Here is a 19,437-nt window from a genome sequence, read left to right as displayed (position 1 = left end):
AGTTTCGAAATTAATTTTTCAGCTTTAATCTTTTCTCCTCGAATTCTTCTCTTTAACCTTCCTATCTAATAAGCCGTTTATTTTAAGTAAATTTGGAAAAATCACAATAAGGTCGCATTCTCCCGACCAAAAAATTAAATCTGATAGGGCGGCAAACAGCTTGCTTTTTTAACACAAGATTTTCTTTAAAAATCAGGATTAAACAAAAGCATGGGCTATAAATTCGAAGCCTGTGGTTAATTATCATTATGGAAAATCAAACAATAGAATTTCAGGCAAAAATGTATGCCTTTGCTTTAAACAGCGCAACAAAAGAACACGGCTTCAAAAAAGACGAAAACTGGAAATTAACCATAGCCAATGCGCAAGAGAAAGCAGAAATTGAGCAAAAGTATTACCCTACAGTTTCTACACAAATAGAAGCTGCGTTTTTAACTAGATTATCAGAAATGGTTAAGGTCGTATTAAATCGTACGCCTGCTTTCGCTGCAGAACCAATTAACGATTTAGGCATAAAACACGATAACTCGGAATATATTATTGCTTATAATCCAATTAGGGTTCATCGTTAAAAAAGATGAACCTTCTAGTTTCCTTCGTTCCTTAATATTTGTAGTGGTGGTTTGTTTAAAATACTTCTACTGCTTAACACGCCTGTAATTACAACCAATAAAACCACGCTGCCAAATAACAGAAGCGTTGGTAAAAGTGGTGGAATAAATGAAGCATCGAAACTAAATCTGGCCAAAGCCCAGCTGCCACTTAAAGCAAGTATTAATCCAGCAGCTGCGGCGAAAAGTCCTAAGAAAAAGTATTCTATTGCATTTATAGCCAGAATCTGATTTCGGCTGGCACCCATCGTTCGTAGTAAAATACTTTCCTTAATGCGTTGGTTTTTACTCGTTAACACAGCAGATATTAAAACAATCCATCCAGTTATCATACTAAAGCCAGCCATAAACTGAATTACAAAGCTTATCTTTCCAAGTAACTCATCCAAAAGTTTTAATGCAAGCCCCAAATCAATAACCGAAATATTTGGAAATTTACGAACCACAGCACCCTGAAAACTTGCTGATGTTTCGCTGTTTGGTACTCTGGTCATTAAAACATGAAATTGAGGTGCCTGCTCTAAAACACCAGATGGAAAAACGACCCTGAAATTTGTTTGCATCCTGCTCCAGTTTACCTCACGCAAACTGCCTACAACAGTAGGCAAAAGCATTCCTTGTACATTAAAAACAATCTTGTCATTCAGTTTTACCTTAATGCTTCTGGCGAAATTCTGATCCAGTGAAATGTAGACAACCTCGTTAGTACCACTTACTTTATTAATCCATTTACCATCAACAATTTTCTCTGCTGCGGTTAAAGTATCCTGATAAGTTGCACGGATTTCATTTCTAAAAGCTCTTTTATTTGTACTATCAGCACCCGCTTTTTTGCCATTAATTTCCTCAATACGCATGGTAATTACTGGAACCTGATTCATCAGTGGTAACTTGTAAGATTTAGCAAGATTATTAACCTCATTTTTTTGAGTGCCTTGAATATCAAACAAAACCATATTTGGCTGGCTCGAACCAGAAGAAAGTGTAACTCGTTTAATCAGGATGCCCTGCACAAAAAACAATGTACAGATAAATGCGGTAGATAAACCAATAGAAACCGTAAGCATTAAAGTTTGATTGTTGGGGCGGTATAAATTTGCAAAACCCTGACGCCACAAATAACTCAATGACGCAGGCATTAACTTGCGTACCAAAAACATTAATATGCCAGAGAAAGCCATTAACAGTAGAAATGCTATAAAAATTCCTGCTGTAAAAGCCAGGGCTTGTATCCATCCCTTCATTTGAAGGTAAGTAAAGCCAACAATGAAAACCACCATCAAGAAAAAAACTAACCCTTTAAGTAAGTCGAATTTTTTATTGCTATTTCCTTCAAAGGTAGCCCGAATAGCATTAAGCGGAGAAATTCTTCTAACCGAAAGTAAAGACGGTAGTGCAAACAATACTGAGATAATCAGACCCAATAACAATCCCTGGCCAATAGCCGACCACGAAATTTGCATCGTAATTTCAAAAGGAAGAAAATCCTTTAAAACTATCGGTAATAGAAACTGGATTAAAGTGCCTAGAACGGAACCGATTAGTGCTGCAATCAGTCCGATAAAGGAAACCTGTATCAGATAAATTAAAAAGGCATCCCAAGCTTTTAAGCCCATGCAGCGTAAGGTTGCAATTGCCCCAAGTTTTTCTTGTATATAAACATGAATTGCACTGCCTACGCCTACGCAACCAAGTAATAAGGCAATAAAACCAGTAAGCGCTAAAAAGCGGTTTAAATCTCTAAAAGAACGTCCTGTTTGCTCTTTTCGATCAGCAACCGTATCTAAATCCAAGCCTTCCTGATCTAGTTTAGGTTGAAGTTTTTTTACAGCCGCTTCCAAACCAGCAGGATTGTCGAACTTGTAATAATATTTGTAATTAATGCGACTTCCTGCTTTAACCAAACCTGTTCTGTCGAGATACTTTAATGGAATATATACAATGGGTGCAATGCTCGATGAGATGCCTGTTTGGCCTGGTGCTTTGTCTAAAATACCAGCGATTTTAAAGCTTAAATCGCCAACCTTAATCGAATCGCCAGTTTTTGCATTAAATTGAAGCATTAAAGTTTTATCTACTAAAGCTTCTCTTCCACTAGAGAAACTCTTCGCTGCGGAAGTGGGAGTGGTTTCAATAGAACCATAGAAAGGATAATTTCCTTCAAGAGCTTTCATTTGTACCAAACGACTTCCGCCACCTTTTACAAAATAAACCATCGAAGCAAAAGTGTTTTCAGTAGCTCGCTCTTCGCCAATAGTTTTAAGCATTTTTAGTCGCTTATTACTAACTGCTTTCCTACTTTCTACAATTAAATCGGCTCCCGTAAGTTCTTTAGCCTGCTTATCAATATCCCTTTGTAAATTATCTTTAAAAGAATAAACCGCAACTAAAGCGGCTATACCTAAAATAATGGAAGATATAAATAAAAGCAAACGAGAGCGGTTTTTGCGACTATCCCGCCAGGCCATTTTAAAAAGCCACGAAAGTGGAACACTTTGCTTAGGAACAGAACTTTTAAACATAACTTGGATTTTCGTCAGCGATAATTAAGCCGCCTTTCATTTTAATAACACGATTGGTTCTGGCTGCCAACTCTGGGTCGTGGGTTACAATTACTAAAGTAGTACCTGCATCCTTGTTTAAATCGAAAAGCAATTTGATAATCTTTTCACTGGTTTCAGCATCCAGGTTTCCTGTAGGTTCATCAGCAAATAAAAGGGTAGGTGTATTAGAAAATGCCCTCGCTAACGAAACTCGTTGCTGCTCGCCGCCAGATAATTGTACAGGATAGTGATGACCTCTATCTGCCAAACCCACTTTATCTAACAATTCCATCGCATGTGCTTTTATGTTTTTAGCTCCTCTCAACTCAAGTGGAACCATTACATTTTCTAAAGCGGTTAAAGTTGGTAATAACTGGAAGTTCTGAAAAATGAAGCCCACATAACGGTTTCTAACTGCTGCACGCTCGTCTTCTGATAAATGATCTAAAACAATACCATTAAGTTCAACTGTGCCCGAACTTGCTCGGTCTAAACCTGCACACAAACCAAGTAAAGTGGTTTTTCCACTCCCAGAAGGGCCCGTTATGGCCAAGGTAGAACCTGATGAAACAGAGCAGTTAATGTTATTTAACACAGTTAACTCGCGACCTGCACTTTGATATATTTTACTTACATTTCGAATGTTTAGTATGCTTTCCAATGGCTAAATAATTTAATTTTTTAGGTAATTTGTATTAAAACATAATGCAGCCTTATCCGTTAAAGATAATGGCTTTTTGATTTTAAGAGATAGAAAAAATAGATATGTTACGAAAACGCTTGATGGCTTTAATTGTTTTGACAGGAATATTACAAGCCTGCTCAAATTCAGGTAATAAGGATAAACAAGGAGGTGCAGATATTGCAAACACAACAATAGCACAAAGCACTAAGACAGTAAAAAATATCCTCTTTTTTGGTACAAGCTTAACGGCTGGTTATGGTTTAGATCCAAGCGAAGCTTATCCTGCATTAGTTCAAAATCGAATTGATTCTTTAAAATTACCTTATAAAGTTATTAACGGTGGTTTGAGTGGCGAAACATCGGCCGCTGGGCAAGGCAGAATAGATTGGTTGCTGAAGCAAAAAGTAGATATTTTCGTGCTCGAATTAGGTTCTAACGATGGCCTTAGAGGCGTGCCCGTTGCCGAAACTACTAAAAATCTGCAAAATATTATTGATAGTGTAAAGACTAAATATCCGGATGTTAAAATGATTATGGCTGGTATGCAAATGCCGCCAAGTATGGGTACTAAATACGCTGCCGACTTTAAAAATATGTTTCCAGAACTGGCAAAAAGGAACAATATGGCGTTAATTCCATTTCTTTTAGACAAGGTTGGAGGCATTCCAAAGCTCAACCAGGCCGATGGTATTCACCCGACTGCCGAAGGCGATAAAGTTCTGGCAGAGAATGTGTGGGCAGTTCTAAAGCCTTTGTTATAAACTATTCTATAACCCTATTGGTTTTATGCCTTCCTAACGCATATCATTTATTCTAAATAAGCTTCAATTAAATGTCGTTTACGCAAGCATAGGGGTGCAAATGTGTTCTTCCTTCTCGACAAATATGGCTTTGTATCGGTAAGCTTTGTATAAAACACGTATCCACACTAAAAAGTAAGGAAAACTAAGCATAGATAACATAATGCGATGGCTCTTCGAAAATTCTGGAAAGAAAAGTAAAGGGAAATCGCAGGCTGTAATCAATAAAACAGGAAGCAGGATGTTTTTAAGCAATTTGTTTTTCTCTAGCACATACCAGATCCCAACACCTGCTATAGATATAATGAAAGTACAATCTTCTGCACCAGTGCTAAATAATACGGGAAATAATAAAGCAGAAGAAAGAATTAGAAGCTGAAACCTTTTCTTTTGATAAAACTTATAATTGATATAAGGAATGAGAAACAATAAAGCCCCAGTAGCAATGCAAATAGAGTTCGTTAAAATTTGTGTTCGGAAAATCTCTCTGAAAAAGCCCATAATAGACATGTCTATGCCAACGCCCGAAACATTTGTAGCATTTTTCTCTGCTAAAGAAGAGAACCAGTCAAAATAAGATTCAGTTACGAAAAGGGGAGAAGAAAAAATCATTGGTAGAGTGAAAAACACAAGTGCCCAAAAAAGTGAATATAAAATATAACGAGGCTTATCTTTACAAAAAAAGAAAAATGCTAAACCAATAATGCCATACAGTTTAACGAAAACGCCCAGTACCATAAACATGGCTGAAAAGAACCCCTTAGACTTATTCAGCTGAGTATAATTTAATATAATTAATGCGCCTGCAGCAGCATTAAACTGTTGGTTTAACATCGATTCGATTAAACAAGGGATGGCGATGTAGCAAAAAATCAGACGATCTTTTTGACTTACGGGTAAGGTTTGAACGGCTTTAAATAAAAAAACACAATTAAAAAGATTCCAGAAAAGTAAGCCAATAGAATTGGGCAGTGCTGCAAAAGGAGCAATAATTAAACTGAAAATAGGGCCATAATGATTTGCATCTTCATGAAAATCGGGATAGGCTGCATAAAAAGATTGCTGATGCAGGAGGTTTCTGAAAGTGTTTTCAAAAATCAGGTAATTATTTAATCGATTGGTAATCCACGAGTCAATTACAAATATTAAAGTTACACAGATCCATAATATAAATACAAAGCGCTTATCTTCGTAAAACTTTGGGGCAAAATGATTAGTTTGGTTAGTCACAATAACGGGATGAATTGTAATATTATTATTACACAATAATAGGCCAAAAATTTAATATTCCAAATTTTGGAAATGAATTCTTTAATAAATTCTCATTCTTTTAAGTTGTAATATTTTTACCTCCAAATTTGGATTAGTGATTATATTTGTTGGCTAAATTTAAAATCCTTTGTCAGTTAATCGTTGCAACATTAACCTATTTCGAAACTTCAATTTCTTAATCACAATCAAAAGTTATAAATTGGCAAACGCTCCCCTCAGAAAAAATAATTTATGACTTCTACGACAAATCACATTCGTCCTATGCCGACAAATGAAGCAGAGCGATTACTTGAATTATCGGAATTTGATCCCGACTTTACCGACCTCCAGAGTGATTTTGAAAATATTACAAGATTAGCAGCAAAAATTTCGGGGAGTAATATTTCGTTAGTTAACCTTATCGATTCCTTTACGCAGTGGTCAGTTTCAAATTATGGTTTGGAATTAGATCAAATGCCGAGGGAAGAATCTATCTGTCAATATACTATTGCAGGAAACGATCATTTCGAAATCAGCGATCTTTCTCTAGATGTTCGTTCTAAAGATTTTTTTTATGTTAAAAGCCCACTAAACCTCAGGTATTATTTCGGTGTACCGCTTAGAACGCCAGGGGGACATAACATTGGGGCACTTTGTGTTTTAGATCAAACAGCAAAAACGTTAACTGCTGATAAAATTGAGCTTTTGAAGTTGTTAGCAAAGGAAGTGGTCGATAAGTTAATCAACCTTAAACTTTTACAAAAAATAAGACTTGAGCTTGATGAAGCTAAAAAGAATCAGCGGAAAGCAGCTCATGATATTCGTGGACCCCTGTCAGGCGTTACTGGAATTATAGATATTATTCGTAGAAATAGTGATAAAAATCGATTTGAAGATTTAATGGATTACGTTTTTATGATAGATAAAAGCGCAAAGACTGTTCTTGAACTCACTGAAGAAATTTTATTGCAAGAAAAGGTTATTGCAGGAGATGCTTTTGATATCACAATTTTTAAAGATAAACTAGAAAAATTATATATGCCTCAGGCCAAGGCAAAAAATATTTTCTTTAAAGTTATCATGGGTTCAATGCATCAAGACGTCAGTTTCTCTAAAGAAAAATTAATGCAGATTGCAGGAAACCTGATCTCAAATGCGATAAAATTTAGTTCTGATTATGGAACCGTTACTGTAAAGCTAGAACTTGAAATTCCTGATAGACAAATGTTTTTGAAAATTAATGTTTCGGACAACGGGAATGGTTTAAAACAAGCCGCCATTGATAAGATAATGCTCGGCGAGCTGGAATCATCTAATGGGACTTTTGGAGAACTAGGTTATGGTTTAGGCTTGCCAATGGTAATTGGCGATGTTAAAAGCTTAAAAGGCCAAATGGAAATTACATCCGAAGAGGGTTGGGGTACAAACTTTGAAATTACGATACCTTTATATTAGTTTAAGCTTTTAAACAAATTGATTAATCAAGAGAACGCCTAATAAACCAAGCACAGAAACTATACTTTCCATCATAGTCCAGGTTTTAAAAGTTTGTTTTAAACTAAGGCCGAAGTACTCTTTAAACATCCAGAAACCTGTGTCATTAACATGAGAAAACATTAAACTGCCTGCTCCAACAGATAAAACCATTAATTCTGGCGATGCGCCAACTCCAATAAAGGGGAGAACAATTCCCGATGCCGTTAAAGCGGCAACAGTTGCAGAACCTAGTGTTACCCGAAGCGAGGCTGTAATAAGCCACGCCAGAAAAAGTGGCGATAAATTTAATCCTGCGGTAAGCGCCTTAACGGTTTCGCCAACACCGCTATCGACCAAAATTTGTTTGAATGCGCCACCAGCTGCAATAATCAAGATAATCATTGCAATACTTTTTACACCTTCAATACACGATTCCATTGTTTTTTCAATGGTTTTATCTTGAACGAAAATGGTAATAACAACTGCAATTAAAAGTGCTGCGGTTGGATCGGCCAAAAAGGTAAAAATGGGTTTTAAGGTATAAGGATTAGTAAAAGCTGTGCCAATGGTGCCCGCCATAATTAATAGAACAGGTAATAGTGCAGTGAAAAAGCTCTTTCCTGCATTAGGTAAATGCTCTTCTTCAATCAAAGTAAATCCAGTGTTAGATATTGAAATTTCTCGTTTTATAATTAATCGGGGGAAATAAACGCCAGCAATAATTGCGATTGGAATACTTAGGCCCAGTCCGTAAATCAATGTTTTACCAATATTTGCATGAAAAATTGCGGCTAAGGCTACAGGACCAGGATGAGGAGGTAAAAAACCATGTGTAACCGATAAAGCGGCAGCCATAGGTATACCGATATATAATTTTGGTAAACCAGTGGCCGAAGCAATTGCAAATACGAGTGGTATTAAAACAACAAATCCTGCATTGTAAAAAAGTGGAATACCAACCAACAAGCCAGTTAAAAGTACTGCCCATTGAATGTTTTTCTGCCCGAACAGTTTAATCAGAATAAATACAATTTTTTTAGCCGAACCACTGTCTTCAATTAGTTTTCCCATCATTGCGCCTAATGCCAAAACCATTACCATACTACCTAAGGTACTGCCAATGCCATTACTTACCGCAGTCATTACTTTCGCTACAGGCATGCCTAAAAACAAGCCCGTAATAATGGCAACCAAAAGCAGTGCAATCATTGGATTTAGCTTTTTAATAATCAGAATAAAAAGCAAAAGAATGCCGGCAAGCACAATTAATAAAGACATAATTACAAGTTGAGGTGATAAAGCTGATGCATCGTCTCTTTGAGATTACTGTACAGCTGATTAAATATGGGGAAATTTCTTTGGTAAATTTGATGATTGCTCAAATTTGGCCAAATGATTTCGGCTGTTGTGTTTGTGGACGAAGGATATTGGTGACTAAGGCCAGTTGCTTTTGCTGCAAGATAAGCAGCGCCAACTGCGGAGGCGTCCTCCTCTAAAACGAGTACAATGCGCTTACCCGTTATATCAGCCAAAATTTGCATCCATATTTTTGAATGCACAAAACCACCACTAACATTTATCTGTGTAATCGGTTCAGTATGCTGTTCAACAGCTTTCATAACATCATTAAGCGCATAACAAATCCCCTCAATAACAGCTCTGGCCATATGCTTTTGATTATGTTGCAGGTTAAGTCCGAAAAAAGTGCCGCAACTTTCACTATCCCACAAAGGCGCACGCTCGCCAGTTAAATAAGGCAGAAAAATTAAACCCTTGCTACCTGCTTCCGAGTCTTTTACATCTTCAAAAAGCTGCTCATAATCTTCGCTTTTAAGCTCTGGCTTATTAAAAATGTTTTTTAGCAGCCATTGTAAGGCAATACCGCCATTATTAACTGGTCCGCCACATATAAAGGTTTTTTCGTCAAGAATGTAGTTAAAGGTCATTCCAACAGGATTAATTATTGGATTTGGGCTCGCCAAACGCAAAGCTCCGCTGGTACCAATGGTAATTGCTGCAATACCTTTTGCTGTTGCATCGCTGCCTAAATTTGCCAAACATCCATCGCTCGCACCAATTACAAACGTGGTATTTAAATTATTGAGCGATTTTTTTGAAGCATCGATCAATGCCGAACTTTGATAACTTGTTTGAACGGGTATCGATAAGTTTTCAGCAGTAATGCCTGCAAGTATCAAAGAATCTGTATTCCATGATAAACTATGAATATTAAATAAACCTGTGGCAGATGCAAGAGAATAATCTATTTTAAATGTTCCAAATAATTTGAACCAGATGTATTCTTTTATCGAGATAAATTTCGAGCTTTTATAAAATAATTCTGTATCGTGTTTTTTTAGCCAAATGAGTTTGGTGATTGGCGACATGGAATGTATTGGCGTTCCAGTTGCCTGGTAAATAAGCTTTCCTTTTTCTGATGCTAAAAGATTTTTGGCTTCTTCCGTACTTCTGTTGTCGGCCCAGGTGATCATTGGGGCTAAAGAATTTCCTGCTTCATCTATAAGTATTAAACTGTGCATGGCAGAACTTAAACCAATGCTCAAAGGGTCGGCATTTAAGTTACCCTTTAACTCATTTAAGCACTTGATAAAAGCATCCCATATTAATTCAGGATTTTGTTCGCTATAACCTGGTTTTGTCGTTTCGGTTGGGTAATGAAACTGGCTTACTGCTATCGGTTGATACTGTAAATTTAATGCAACGGCCTTTGTGCTGCCTGTTCCAATATCAACGCCGATTAAATATTTCATGCAAAAGGTTTAAATTGCAATTTAGGCTTTTGAGTAGAAAAACGAAATATTATTTATGACAAGGCTAACGGTTTATAAGTGGGTCAATGCGATAAGTATCCCGGCCCAACTTTCTCAACATTCGATAATGAGAACTTAATGCATCGCCAAAAGTTTTGTTTTCGATGTATGGTAAATTATATCTTAAAGCAGTTGCTTTAACAATTTTAGCGATAGCTGGATAATGTATATGGCAGACTTTAGGGAAAAGATGATGTTCAATTTGTCTGTTTAAACCTCCGCAAAAGAATGCGGCTATTTTACTGCTTCCAGCAAAATTTGCAGTCGTTCTCAACTGATGTTCTGCCCATGCTTCTTCAATATTACCCTGTTCATTTGGCTGTGGGAAATCAGTGCCCTCTACCACATGTGCCAGTTGAAAAACCAACCCAAGTATAAGGCCTTGAGAAAGCTGCATAACTAAAAAGCCTAATAGAAATTGCCACCAGGGAATATCAATTACAAAAATTGGCAGGACAAGAAAGAAAAAGTAGTAAATAGCTTTATTAAAAAACAGGTTGAAATAAGCAGATTTCGAGTGATTATTCTTATGCTCTCCAATCTTCTTCTGGAAAAACTTTTTATAATCCTTGCGGAAAACCCAGGAAAGCATAGCAAAACTATAAAGAACAAAAGCATAGAAATGCTGGTAACGCTGAACTTTGTTAACAGTTTCCAATGGGGAAAAGCGAATCAAACCAGGAGCAACATCAATATCTTCATCATGCCCTGCAATATTGGTATAAGTGTGATGGACAATGTTATGGCAAATATTCCAGACATACGGACTTGCACCTAAAAGATTAAAAACATAACTAAAGCTGCTATTTACAGTATTATTTGGGGACAAAGATTTATGTATAGCATCGTGACAAATATTAAAGCCAACAAATGCACCAAATGCACCGAGTAACGATGCTAAGATTAACAAAATAGGCCAGCTAAACCCAGATAAAAGAATTACAAAATATAAAGCGATATAAATTGATAAAAAAAAGGCTGTTTTTAGCCACATGGCAAAATTGGCATGGGTAGAAATTTTCTCGGTTAAAAAATAATCATCAACCTCGCCACGTACTGCAGCATAGAATCCAGATCGGCCTGCGTTGCAGAATTTTAGTTTTTTGCTCATACTTTATTCATCTGTGTGAAGAAACTGTTAATTTACAGATACTCTAGCGCAGATGCATTTAAGTATAGATACGGTAAAACCCAAATATAGGATTTAAAAACTGACTTTTAAATGATATTTCTGTTAAGCAATGTTAAAATTATCCAATTGTTATTTTCCTCTTTGCCTTCTTCGCCTCCAAGTTTTCATTTGTTAGTAGGGTTGCTATTAATTCAAATTTTTCTGGCTGAGCGGCGTATTCATCAAGCATGATTTCCCATTTTTTTAATTCTGCCTGTGCGTGTTCAACTTCTGATTTTAATGATTCAATTTTATTTTGCAATAATTTGCTAATGTTTTGATTTGCCATACTGCAAAATTAAAGTGTTTTCTTTCGCGTTTTAAACGCTTTTTGTTATAAAATTGTAACTGCTTAGTTAACAGTTAGAAAAAATAATGGATTATTCGTTTTGCATGGATATTGCGGTCATCAACTAACAGTATACAACCGAGATAACAAAGAATTGCTTATCTAAATGGCATTCCGTCAAAAGTGAAGTAAATTAAATTGGGCGCAAACATTCGTGAAAAAAAAGTGTTTTCATAGTAAATATAAAACTATGGAAACTCAAGAAAACATCGTGCAGGTTTTAAATGATCTAATCGAGATTAATAATGATAGAGCGGATGGATTTGACCGTGCATCCTCAGACCTTCAGCCTGAAAATATTGATCTTAAGGCAATATTCGAAAAATTTGCTTCTGATAGCAGAGAAAATTCGATACAACTTGCTGGCTTAGTTGGCAAAAATGGTGATAGTCCAGATGATGGCAACACCATACTTGGTACCCTTCATAGAGCATGGATTGATGTTAAAGCAAGTTTCGGTGGAAACGATCGACACAGTATATTGGCGGAGTGTGAACGCGGGGAGGACGCAATCAAAAAGGCGTATAGAGATGCATTGCAGCACAATGATCTTGGAGCTGAAGTAAGAGAAGTTTTATTGAAACAACAGGATGGTGTTAGTACTGGTCACGATACGATTAAAGCATTAAGAGACGCCCAAAAAGCGCTTTAAGATAGATGCATTGTTAAATAAAAAGCCTGTTTCATGGATAAGTCTATGAAACAGGCTTTTTCTTTAGATTTTAACAGTGAAATAAATATTCTTTTACTCGTTTTTAAAATGAATAGCATAAGCTATCACTAAGTAAAAATCCCTTATTAATTTTTATTACAGATTTTTCCTTTCGAGATTTAACCTCTGGCAGGAATAGTCAATGTATTTCAGCATAGACTTTGCTTAAATCCAATATGGAGAAACTAAAAGTCCAAATGTTTGTATTTAATTCATGCTAACCTTAACATGAATCAATATATCCTAATACTAATGCTGATCGGCTTGGCATCCTTCAGCGTGTCTTGGATGCCAAAAATATCTTCCTATACCAGGATTTCTTATTCCGTATTTTACGTTTTAATTGGATTCATAGTTTATAGCTTGTTCCCAAGACAACTTCCTGACCCTTTGCCCGCACATCATCCAGAAATTAGTCTGCATTTGACCGAGCTTGTATTAATCATATCCCTGATGGGTGCAGGTATCAAAATTGACAGACCCTTTTCCATAAAAAGCTGGGTTATTCCACTTAAACTGGTTACGATCACCATGGTTTTAAGTATAGCTTTTAGCATTTTTCTCGGCTATTATTTTTTAAGTTTGGGATTAGCCTCTGCAATTCTTTTAGGGGCATGTTTAGCACCAACTGATCCAGTATTGGCTGCAGATGTTCAGGTGGCGCCGCCAAATGAAACAATTAAATCTGAAACAAGATTTTCATTAACTGCAGAGGCTGGTTTGAATGATGGCATGGCCTTTCCATTTGTCTGGCTTGCTATCACTGTAGGGCTTGTTACTACCACTAATGCGCACGGATTAGTTGGTCAATGGTTCACCTTCGACGTAGTATACCGCATTATACTTGGTCTCATTTCTGGCTATCTTCTGGGAAGGTTCCTAGGATTTATTATTTTTAAATTGTCAAACAAATATGAACTCCTACAAACACGTGATGGACTAGTCGCGATTTCTGCCACATTAATTGTTTATAGCCTTACAGAGTTCATGAGTGGATACGGATTTATAGCTGTTTTTATTTGTGCAATATCACTTCGTCATTATGAAAAAGGAAATGCTTACCATACCGAGTTACATTCCTTCAGTGATCAGATTGAACGGATGCTGGTGAGCGTGTTATTGATTTTGTTTGGTGGAATGCTCGCCAGGGGTGTTTTAGCACCTCTGGATTGGAAAATGGCTAGTTTTGGACTAGTTTTTATGTTTTTCATCCGACCTGTTTCTGGTCTTTTGACCCTGAGTGCCACAAAAATTTCTTTTCATGAAAAACTTGGAATCAGCTTTTTTGGCATAAGGGGGGTAGGGACTGTTTTTTACTTATCTTTCGCTTTCAGTGAATTTGATTTCAAATATAAGGATAGAATTTGGGCGATAGGTGCTTTCGTTATTTTATTATCCATCATCATCCATGGATTCACAGCAACCAGGGTGATGAAAAAACTAACCAAGACTTAAGACATTCTGTGGCTGTTTGTTTATAAAATCAGCAATAACCTATTCAATAATTATTTGTTGCAATGTTTTGGATTTTTAATTTCAGGGCGGATCTACTTGATCCTTCCCCATAATTAATATGAACGCCGAGTTCAAATTATTTTGAATTTCCCAATAATCAATTGATCATTTTTGATGGTTTAATTATCTTAAAATTTTGAAAGATTCAAGCAGTATAAGTTCCGCTTCTGATTAAGCAGACATTTATCGCGGACTAGAGAACAGTATGGGGTAGGATAAATTTTGAATTATTTAGACCCAGTTTTACAATTTCAAAGTGTCCTAACATACAAGTTTAGTCATCCCGGTGCAAACTCAGAATTTCATTAAACTGCTGCTTTGTGGTTATTAGACTAAATTGCTTATTGTGGTAAGGCGATATTTCTGCATTAAAGAATAGAACCTGTATCTATACTAATCTTAATTGAATTCCCACCGGATGGGGTTGTTACTTTAGTATATAAAACTATCGACTTGATGACAGACTAGAATTCAATAGCAGATCTATAAGATAATATATAAAGCAATAATGATCTTAATTTGTTAGTGACTGCATGAAGCAGTCATTAGATATACAAGCGGCCATTTTGCGTATAGCAACGCAACGTGGCAGTCAAAAAAGTACCTGTCCATCTGAAATTGCTCGTATGCTCTTTCCCAGTGATTGGCGAAACCATATGAAAGATGTGGTTAATGAAGCTATACAGTTGCATCATGACGGACGCGTGCTCATAACTCAAAAAAGCAAACCTGTTGATATCGATCGCATCAAAGGTCCTGTTCGCATTAAGTTACTTCAACCTTGACTTCATCGCCATGCATAAAATATTATCTTCTTTCATCATAAACTCTGGTGAAAAATTTTTGACTTTTTATTTTTTTATTGAAAATATATTTAGGTCTTAGCCTTAAAATAATTAAAACTAAACCTAGTCGAATCGTGTTGAATAGGCATATAAGATTTGAAGATATGGGGTTTATAAAAAATGCAATCGTTGGTATTGCGCTGTATGAGGGAATAAAGTATTTAACAAAAAAAAATGCACTCGGCATTTCAAAGTTAGATCAAATTAAAGAACAGGCTCCTGAATGGTTGGATAAAGCTAAGGAAGTGACTGCAGATATTAAGGATGGAAGAATTCCTCAAGTATAATATGTAATGAGTACCTGCAAAAGTGAATATTAACTCTTAAGCATTAATAGATATTCTAAGATAGCTAAAGGTAGATTGGGCTTTTTTGAAATGCTGAATCCCTGAGCAACTGCATATTTGCTGGGAAATGGAGGTAATAGGGGTTGGATTTACTTACCTAGTTTATCAGTTTAGGGGCTGGTTTTTTTGATTATGTGCTCACAAATTAGCTCAACTTAACTTGGGGTAGTTAACCTCGCACGAACATAACTAGCCGAGATAGCCTAAATAAAATCTCTTCACCTGCACTACTGTTTTATCCATCCAAATCGGTCTTCATCAAGACTTATTAAATGAAAGCCTTCGAAACTTCCTAACAAGTTGACAATACTGGCTTGCTGTAAATTCATTTTTACTGCAGCAAGCGTATCGGGCTCATCATAGAGTTTGAGTTGTTTTGCTGAAAGTTTAAGCGTGCTAATAGGACTGGAAACTGAAATTAAATTGCTACTGTTTAAAAATCCAACAGCTCCATTGGGTAAAATGACTCTATAGCCGTTTCCTGATGCTGCACTTATCTTAACAATTGTACCTTTTGGTAAATCAAGATTAGAATTTTGAGCAGATGTCCCTTTTAAAATCTGATCTGATTTGGTTCTTAAGGTTTTATTTAAATTAGATATTGGTGCTGAAATGTTAGCAGGTACTTTAAGATCAGGATTTATGAATGGAAAAGGGTCAATTGCACCGCTGGATGTGTAAATGCCAAAGTGTAGATGAGTTGGAGTAGATTTTGCATTGCCAGTATTGCCCATTAATCCAAGTGTCTCACCTGCTAAAAACTCTTGCCCTTCAATTGCAATCTGCTCGTCCAGGTGTGCATAATACAAAGTATAATCTTGCCCTTTTGGTTTAAACCAAATTACCTTTCCACCAAGTTTATTTTCATTTACACGCGTTACCCGTCCATCACTGGTTGCAAGCACTGGGCTTCTGAAGGAACCAAAAATATCCACTCCCTCATGCTTACGTAAATTGTTTTCCCTTCCGTCGCCCCAATAACTCTTAATATTATTACCTCCTGTTTTGGTGGGGAATCCTAATGAAGGGCCTGAAGTGATCTCCAACGTATATCCCCAGCTTTGAAGCAATTCAGGTTGTATCCTTAAAAGATAAGCGCCCGAATCTCTTATATCCAGTTCCAGAACAGAACCCAGCGTGTCAGCTGATGCAATATGATTTAAAATCTTAGATTCTTTTATTTCCCAAACATCCAGGTAAATCGGTGATGTGTTTGCTGACTTTTTATCTAACGAAATTGATATTTTCTGACCTTTTACAGCCGCAAATTTGTAAAAATGAGATGGTGTTTTATCTGCTGGGAAATAACCTGTTTCTTTATATGGAATGTTAATATTGAGCGCTTTGTCGTTGCTAGTTAAGGATGAATTTATCCAGGATAGTCCAAGATTAGATCTATCCAGGCCAGCTGCTATCAATTTTCTTTGATAAATTTCATGCGGAGAGGATGGTTTAAAGAGATTCATTGAGCCCGATCTACAGGAGTAAAGTATGGTTGTGGAAAGGCATATAGCTAGTATGGAATTTATCTTCATGTTTTTTTAAAAATAGGGTGTAGAAAAGGCAGTTTACAGGGCGATCTGATTACCATTAAACTAGTGCTTTTAAGGGAACAACATAAATCTCAAATTGTTGTTTTGTAATTAATCTGATAACAAATATGTGAAATCTCCATCGGATTAATTGTTTCCGCTGACCAGCCTCGACATGCTTTTATCAGTATTGGGTCTTCTTCATCTTATGTATTTGCACGAAGCTATCTTTAAATCTTGGTCGTCATAACCAAAGCTGCTGCTAGAACAGTAATAAGTGGGTTTGCTGGTAAACTATATTAGATTTTTTGGTGATCACTAATTCGTTAAGTTAAATATCGAAAAGTCGAGCAAGACAAGATTTGACCATTTTGTAAATCTCCAAGTTGGACTACTTAGAAATAGTACAGATGAAAAAAACCATTAAAGAAGATATGCTGTTGTTTGATATATGGAACTGAAGGTGACTTAATAATTTGTGTCTATTGTCATCATTTTTTTGGTTCATAGCTGAACTATTTTTTTTTGTCTGATGAATAGTGTTGGATTTTATATTTGGAGTAATTAAAATGGATATTGAATTTTTGCGCAATTGGGTTAAGGAACAGCACGAAGGCCAAATTATTCCTAAGAACGGCTACCCTTATTTCACTCATCTCTCCGCGGTTGCAGCCCTAGCAGGGGGAGTGGTTCGTTTGGGCGATGAAATTGGCTTATGCCACGATCTTTTAGAGGATACTGAAGTAACTGCTGAAGCACTAAGGACAGCGCTTTTGTCATTTGGGTATTCTCAGACAGATTCGGAAATCATTACCACTTGCGTTGTAGAACTTACCGATGTATATACAGTTTCTGCTTTTGGCGAATTGAAAAAAAACGAGCGAAAGCAGCTTGAAGCTGAAAGGTTAATAACCATCAGCAGCAGGGCGCAGAGCGTCAAATACGCAGATTTGATTGATAATATTGGATGGGTTTTAACCTTCGATAAGCGGGCAGCAAAAAAATATCTGAAGAAGAAATTAGCCCTCCTTAGAAAACTTAACAAAGGGGACCGAGGGCTTATGGCTAATGGCAATGAAATTGATTGAGGACAATCTATAATGTCAAAGTTGTCGCTGCAAAATCAATATAGAAAATCAATGATTAATATTATCTGCAGATCCTACCAAAGTCCTCTTTAATCCGAAATTTGTGTTTTTTAGCCGTTTTTTAACAGCACTCCCTGACCTTTGCGAATGGCTTCCAAAAGTGAGTGTAGGTATTTCCTTATGGTCAAAGGAAGGGCATTGATTTCCTTGTCCTGAATGAAATGCCTGCCTAAATCCATTTCGCTTTCAATTGCCCTGATCACATACTTTTTATTTTTATAAATCGTAATAATTTTTATTCTTTTGTAACCATTTCCATCTTTACTTCCATAAACAATGATTGGGTCAATTCGATTGTCTCCATCTAAATCTTTAAACGAACAGTACTTGGTCCAAAACCAGATATTGGTCTCCTCATTTTCGCTTTTTCTCTCATCTTTAATAGACCAGTGGATGAGGTTTCCGCCATGGTCTGCTCGGAAGGCTATTGCTTCAATGCTATTATTTGTAGTGTCTTTATTTTTAATGTTGAAAATTTTTTCCAGAAGGGCTATTTGGTAGTCTCCGCTAGCATCACTTAAACCATAGGCCCTGAAAATTTCCTTCGGATTAATCTGGAGTTGTTCAGCTACCTGCGCATGTTCGGATTTCATCATCCGATTACTGGTTTGGGAAAAGCTTAAAAAAGGTGAACAGGCTAGGAGAAGGGACATAAGGATTAGATGATTAGACCATCTGAATTTGGCAGTGCTCATTGCTGGGTAGGTGAAATTGTCTTAATTATTAGTTCTTAGCGAGTGAAAGTCTACGTTTAATGTCTGGCAAATTTAAATTTTCTATACTTAGTTTCAGGGTTAATTTGAAGATAATTTTCTCTGATTTGTTTTTAGTGATAGATCAGCACTATCCCAGACTTTTCGGACATTCATACAAAATCACACAAATTGCTTGCATTAAATATATTTTGTTTTTGCTCGCCTAAAAAGTTCGCTATCGAAACTAAAGCGCTTTATGCCGGTATTGAATTACTATGCAGAAATTTGAAAAAATAAAAGAACTGCTATCAGCAATTGAAGCTGATGCAGCAAAGTTTTTATGATGCTGAAAATGCTTCCGCTGGTACCAGGGTGCGTAGCTGTTGCACAACTAGTATTTACTGATTTATATCCATATTCAATAAAAAAGGGCAATTCTCAAGTCGAGAATTGCCCTTTTTACTTTATGTTTTTAGTTGACTAACCTACTACTTCATAAAAGGTGATAAGGTTTCCATAGAGATCCAATGTTGCCAGGTCACGGTAGCCCCAATGCTGGTGCTCAACAACCGAATCCTTAGTGTGAAGCACCCCTTTTGGTTTATATTCCTGATAGAGTTCATCAATTCCCTCGACCTCGACCCTACAGCTTGCCATACCTGCGATGAAAGTTTCTGCTCCAGACCAGATAGGTGGTGAGAAAAGTGCCAGGCTCCGGAACTTCCAACTTTTGTCGCACGCCTGCCAAAGATGGATTTCAACACTTCCACCTACCAATATGGCAAAGCTTTCTTCTTGGTGGCGAGCAACAAAGCCCATTTTTGACTGGTAAAAGTCTAAAGCCTTTTTAATGCTGACAGCAGGGAGCGCTGGAACACTATTCTGAAATTGACCATTCGTTTTTTATCCTATAACTTAAAGTTACT

The 19,437-nt window shown here is 36.6% G+C and carries 18 protein-coding genes; 8 read left to right on the top strand and 10 right to left on the bottom strand.

What is annotated here, in order from left to right; translation table 11 throughout:
* The first annotated feature begins 248 nt into the window (after positions 1-248).
* Entirely contained in the window at positions 249-572 is a 324-nt protein-coding gene (locus tag ACZZZI_RS05305; protein WP_344765299.1) for a hypothetical protein, read from the top strand.
* Between the two features lie 14 nt (positions 573-586).
* Here the strand turns inward: ACZZZI_RS05305 and ACZZZI_RS05300 are convergent, their stop codons facing one another.
* On the bottom strand, positions 587-3,133 hold the full coding sequence (locus tag ACZZZI_RS05300) for an ABC transporter permease (protein WP_463488869.1): 2,547 nt from the start codon (positions 3,131-3,133) through the stop codon (positions 587-589).
* A complete protein-coding gene (locus ACZZZI_RS05295) occupies positions 3,126-3,815 on the bottom strand; it encodes an ABC transporter ATP-binding protein (protein ID WP_463488868.1) in 690 nt (229 codons plus the stop codon). Before ACZZZI_RS05295 ends, ACZZZI_RS05300 begins: the two co-directional genes overlap by 8 nt.
* A 104-nt stretch (positions 3,816-3,919) precedes the next feature.
* Here ACZZZI_RS05295 and ACZZZI_RS05290 point away from each other — a divergent pair, with 104 nt between their 5' ends.
* Positions 3,920-4,600, top strand: coding sequence for an arylesterase (locus ACZZZI_RS05290; RefSeq protein WP_463488867.1), 681 nt, complete (start codon positions 3,920-3,922; stop codon positions 4,598-4,600).
* A 78-nt stretch (positions 4,601-4,678) separates the two neighbouring features.
* Here ACZZZI_RS05290 and ACZZZI_RS05285 read toward each other — a convergent pair whose 3' ends face one another.
* The gene (locus ACZZZI_RS05285; protein ID WP_463488866.1) at positions 4,679-5,869 is read right to left on the bottom strand and encodes a glycosyltransferase family 87 protein; all 1,191 of its coding nucleotides are present in this window, start codon (positions 5,867-5,869) and stop codon (positions 4,679-4,681) included.
* 273 nt (positions 5,870-6,142) lie between these two features.
* On the opposite strand from ACZZZI_RS05285, the gene ACZZZI_RS05280 reads away from it, so the two are divergent.
* On the top strand, positions 6,143-7,345 hold the full coding sequence (locus tag ACZZZI_RS05280) for a GAF domain-containing sensor histidine kinase (protein WP_463488865.1): 1,203 nt from the start codon (positions 6,143-6,145) through the stop codon (positions 7,343-7,345).
* A gap of 9 nt (positions 7,346-7,354) precedes the next feature.
* Here ACZZZI_RS05280 and ACZZZI_RS05275 read toward each other — a convergent pair whose 3' ends face one another.
* The 4 genes from ACZZZI_RS05275 to ACZZZI_RS05260 form a co-directional block, all read right to left on the bottom strand.
* Positions 7,355-8,644, bottom strand: a complete 1,290-nt coding sequence (locus tag ACZZZI_RS05275) for a gluconate:H+ symporter (RefSeq protein WP_463488864.1) — start codon at positions 8,642-8,644, stop codon at positions 7,355-7,357.
* A 2-nt stretch (positions 8,645-8,646) separates the two neighbouring features.
* Positions 8,647-10,137, bottom strand: coding sequence for a gluconokinase (locus ACZZZI_RS05270; protein ID WP_463488863.1), 1,491 nt, complete (start codon positions 10,135-10,137; stop codon positions 8,647-8,649).
* 64 nt (positions 10,138-10,201) lie between these two features.
* Entirely contained in the window at positions 10,202-11,308 is a 1,107-nt protein-coding gene (locus ACZZZI_RS05265) for a fatty acid desaturase family protein (RefSeq protein WP_463488862.1), read from the bottom strand.
* 139 nt (positions 11,309-11,447) lie between these two features.
* Positions 11,448-11,657: a hypothetical protein gene (locus ACZZZI_RS05260; protein ID WP_463488861.1), complete on the bottom strand. Its 210-nt coding sequence runs from the start codon at positions 11,655-11,657 to the stop codon at positions 11,448-11,450.
* Positions 11,658-11,907: 250 nt separating this feature from the next.
* Here ACZZZI_RS05260 and ACZZZI_RS05255 point away from each other — a divergent pair, with 250 nt between their 5' ends.
* The 4 genes from ACZZZI_RS05255 (at position 11,908) to ACZZZI_RS05240 (ending at position 15,076) form a co-directional block, all read left to right on the top strand.
* Complete coding sequence (locus ACZZZI_RS05255) at positions 11,908-12,369, top strand: PA2169 family four-helix-bundle protein (RefSeq protein ID WP_463488860.1); 462 nt, start codon at positions 11,908-11,910, stop codon at positions 12,367-12,369.
* Positions 12,370-12,657: 288 nt separating this feature from the next.
* A complete protein-coding gene (locus ACZZZI_RS05250; protein WP_463488859.1) occupies positions 12,658-13,884 on the top strand; it encodes a cation:proton antiporter in 1,227 nt (408 codons plus the stop codon).
* Between the two features lie 593 nt (positions 13,885-14,477).
* Positions 14,478-14,729, top strand: coding sequence for a DUF3253 domain-containing protein (locus ACZZZI_RS05245; protein WP_463488858.1), 252 nt, complete (start codon positions 14,478-14,480; stop codon positions 14,727-14,729).
* Positions 14,730-14,893: 164 nt separating this feature from the next.
* On the top strand, positions 14,894-15,076 hold the full coding sequence (locus tag ACZZZI_RS05240; protein ID WP_463488857.1) for a YtxH domain-containing protein: 183 nt from the start codon (positions 14,894-14,896) through the stop codon (positions 15,074-15,076).
* Positions 15,077-15,363: 287 nt separating this feature from the next.
* On the opposite strand, the gene ACZZZI_RS05235 is transcribed toward ACZZZI_RS05240, so the two are convergent.
* Positions 15,364-16,602 carry a peptidoglycan DD-metalloendopeptidase family protein gene (locus tag ACZZZI_RS05235; RefSeq protein WP_463488856.1) on the bottom strand — a complete coding sequence of 413 codons (1,239 nt, stop codon included), beginning with the start codon at positions 16,600-16,602 and terminating at the stop codon, positions 15,364-15,366.
* Positions 16,603-17,237: 635 nt separating this feature from the next.
* Here ACZZZI_RS05235 and ACZZZI_RS05230 point away from each other — a divergent pair.
* A complete protein-coding gene (locus ACZZZI_RS05230) occupies positions 17,238-17,756 on the top strand; it encodes a hypothetical protein (protein WP_463488855.1) in 519 nt (172 codons plus the stop codon).
* 110 nt (positions 17,757-17,866) lie between these two features.
* Here the strand turns inward: ACZZZI_RS05230 and ACZZZI_RS05225 are convergent, their stop codons facing one another.
* Positions 17,867-18,412 carry a M949_RS01915 family surface polysaccharide biosynthesis protein gene (locus ACZZZI_RS05225; RefSeq protein ID WP_463488854.1) on the bottom strand — a complete coding sequence of 182 codons (546 nt, stop codon included), beginning with the start codon at positions 18,410-18,412 and terminating at the stop codon, positions 17,867-17,869.
* 579 nt (positions 18,413-18,991) lie between these two features.
* The gene (locus tag ACZZZI_RS05220) at positions 18,992-19,363 is read right to left on the bottom strand and encodes a VOC family protein (RefSeq protein ID WP_463491773.1); all 372 of its coding nucleotides are present in this window, start codon (positions 19,361-19,363) and stop codon (positions 18,992-18,994) included.
* Positions 19,364-19,437 lie beyond the last annotated feature (74 nt).

The organism is Pedobacter sp. AC190 (assembly GCF_979258025.1).
Note: the sequence above shows the minus strand (reverse complement) of the source record. Positions and strands in the feature narration are given on the sequence as shown.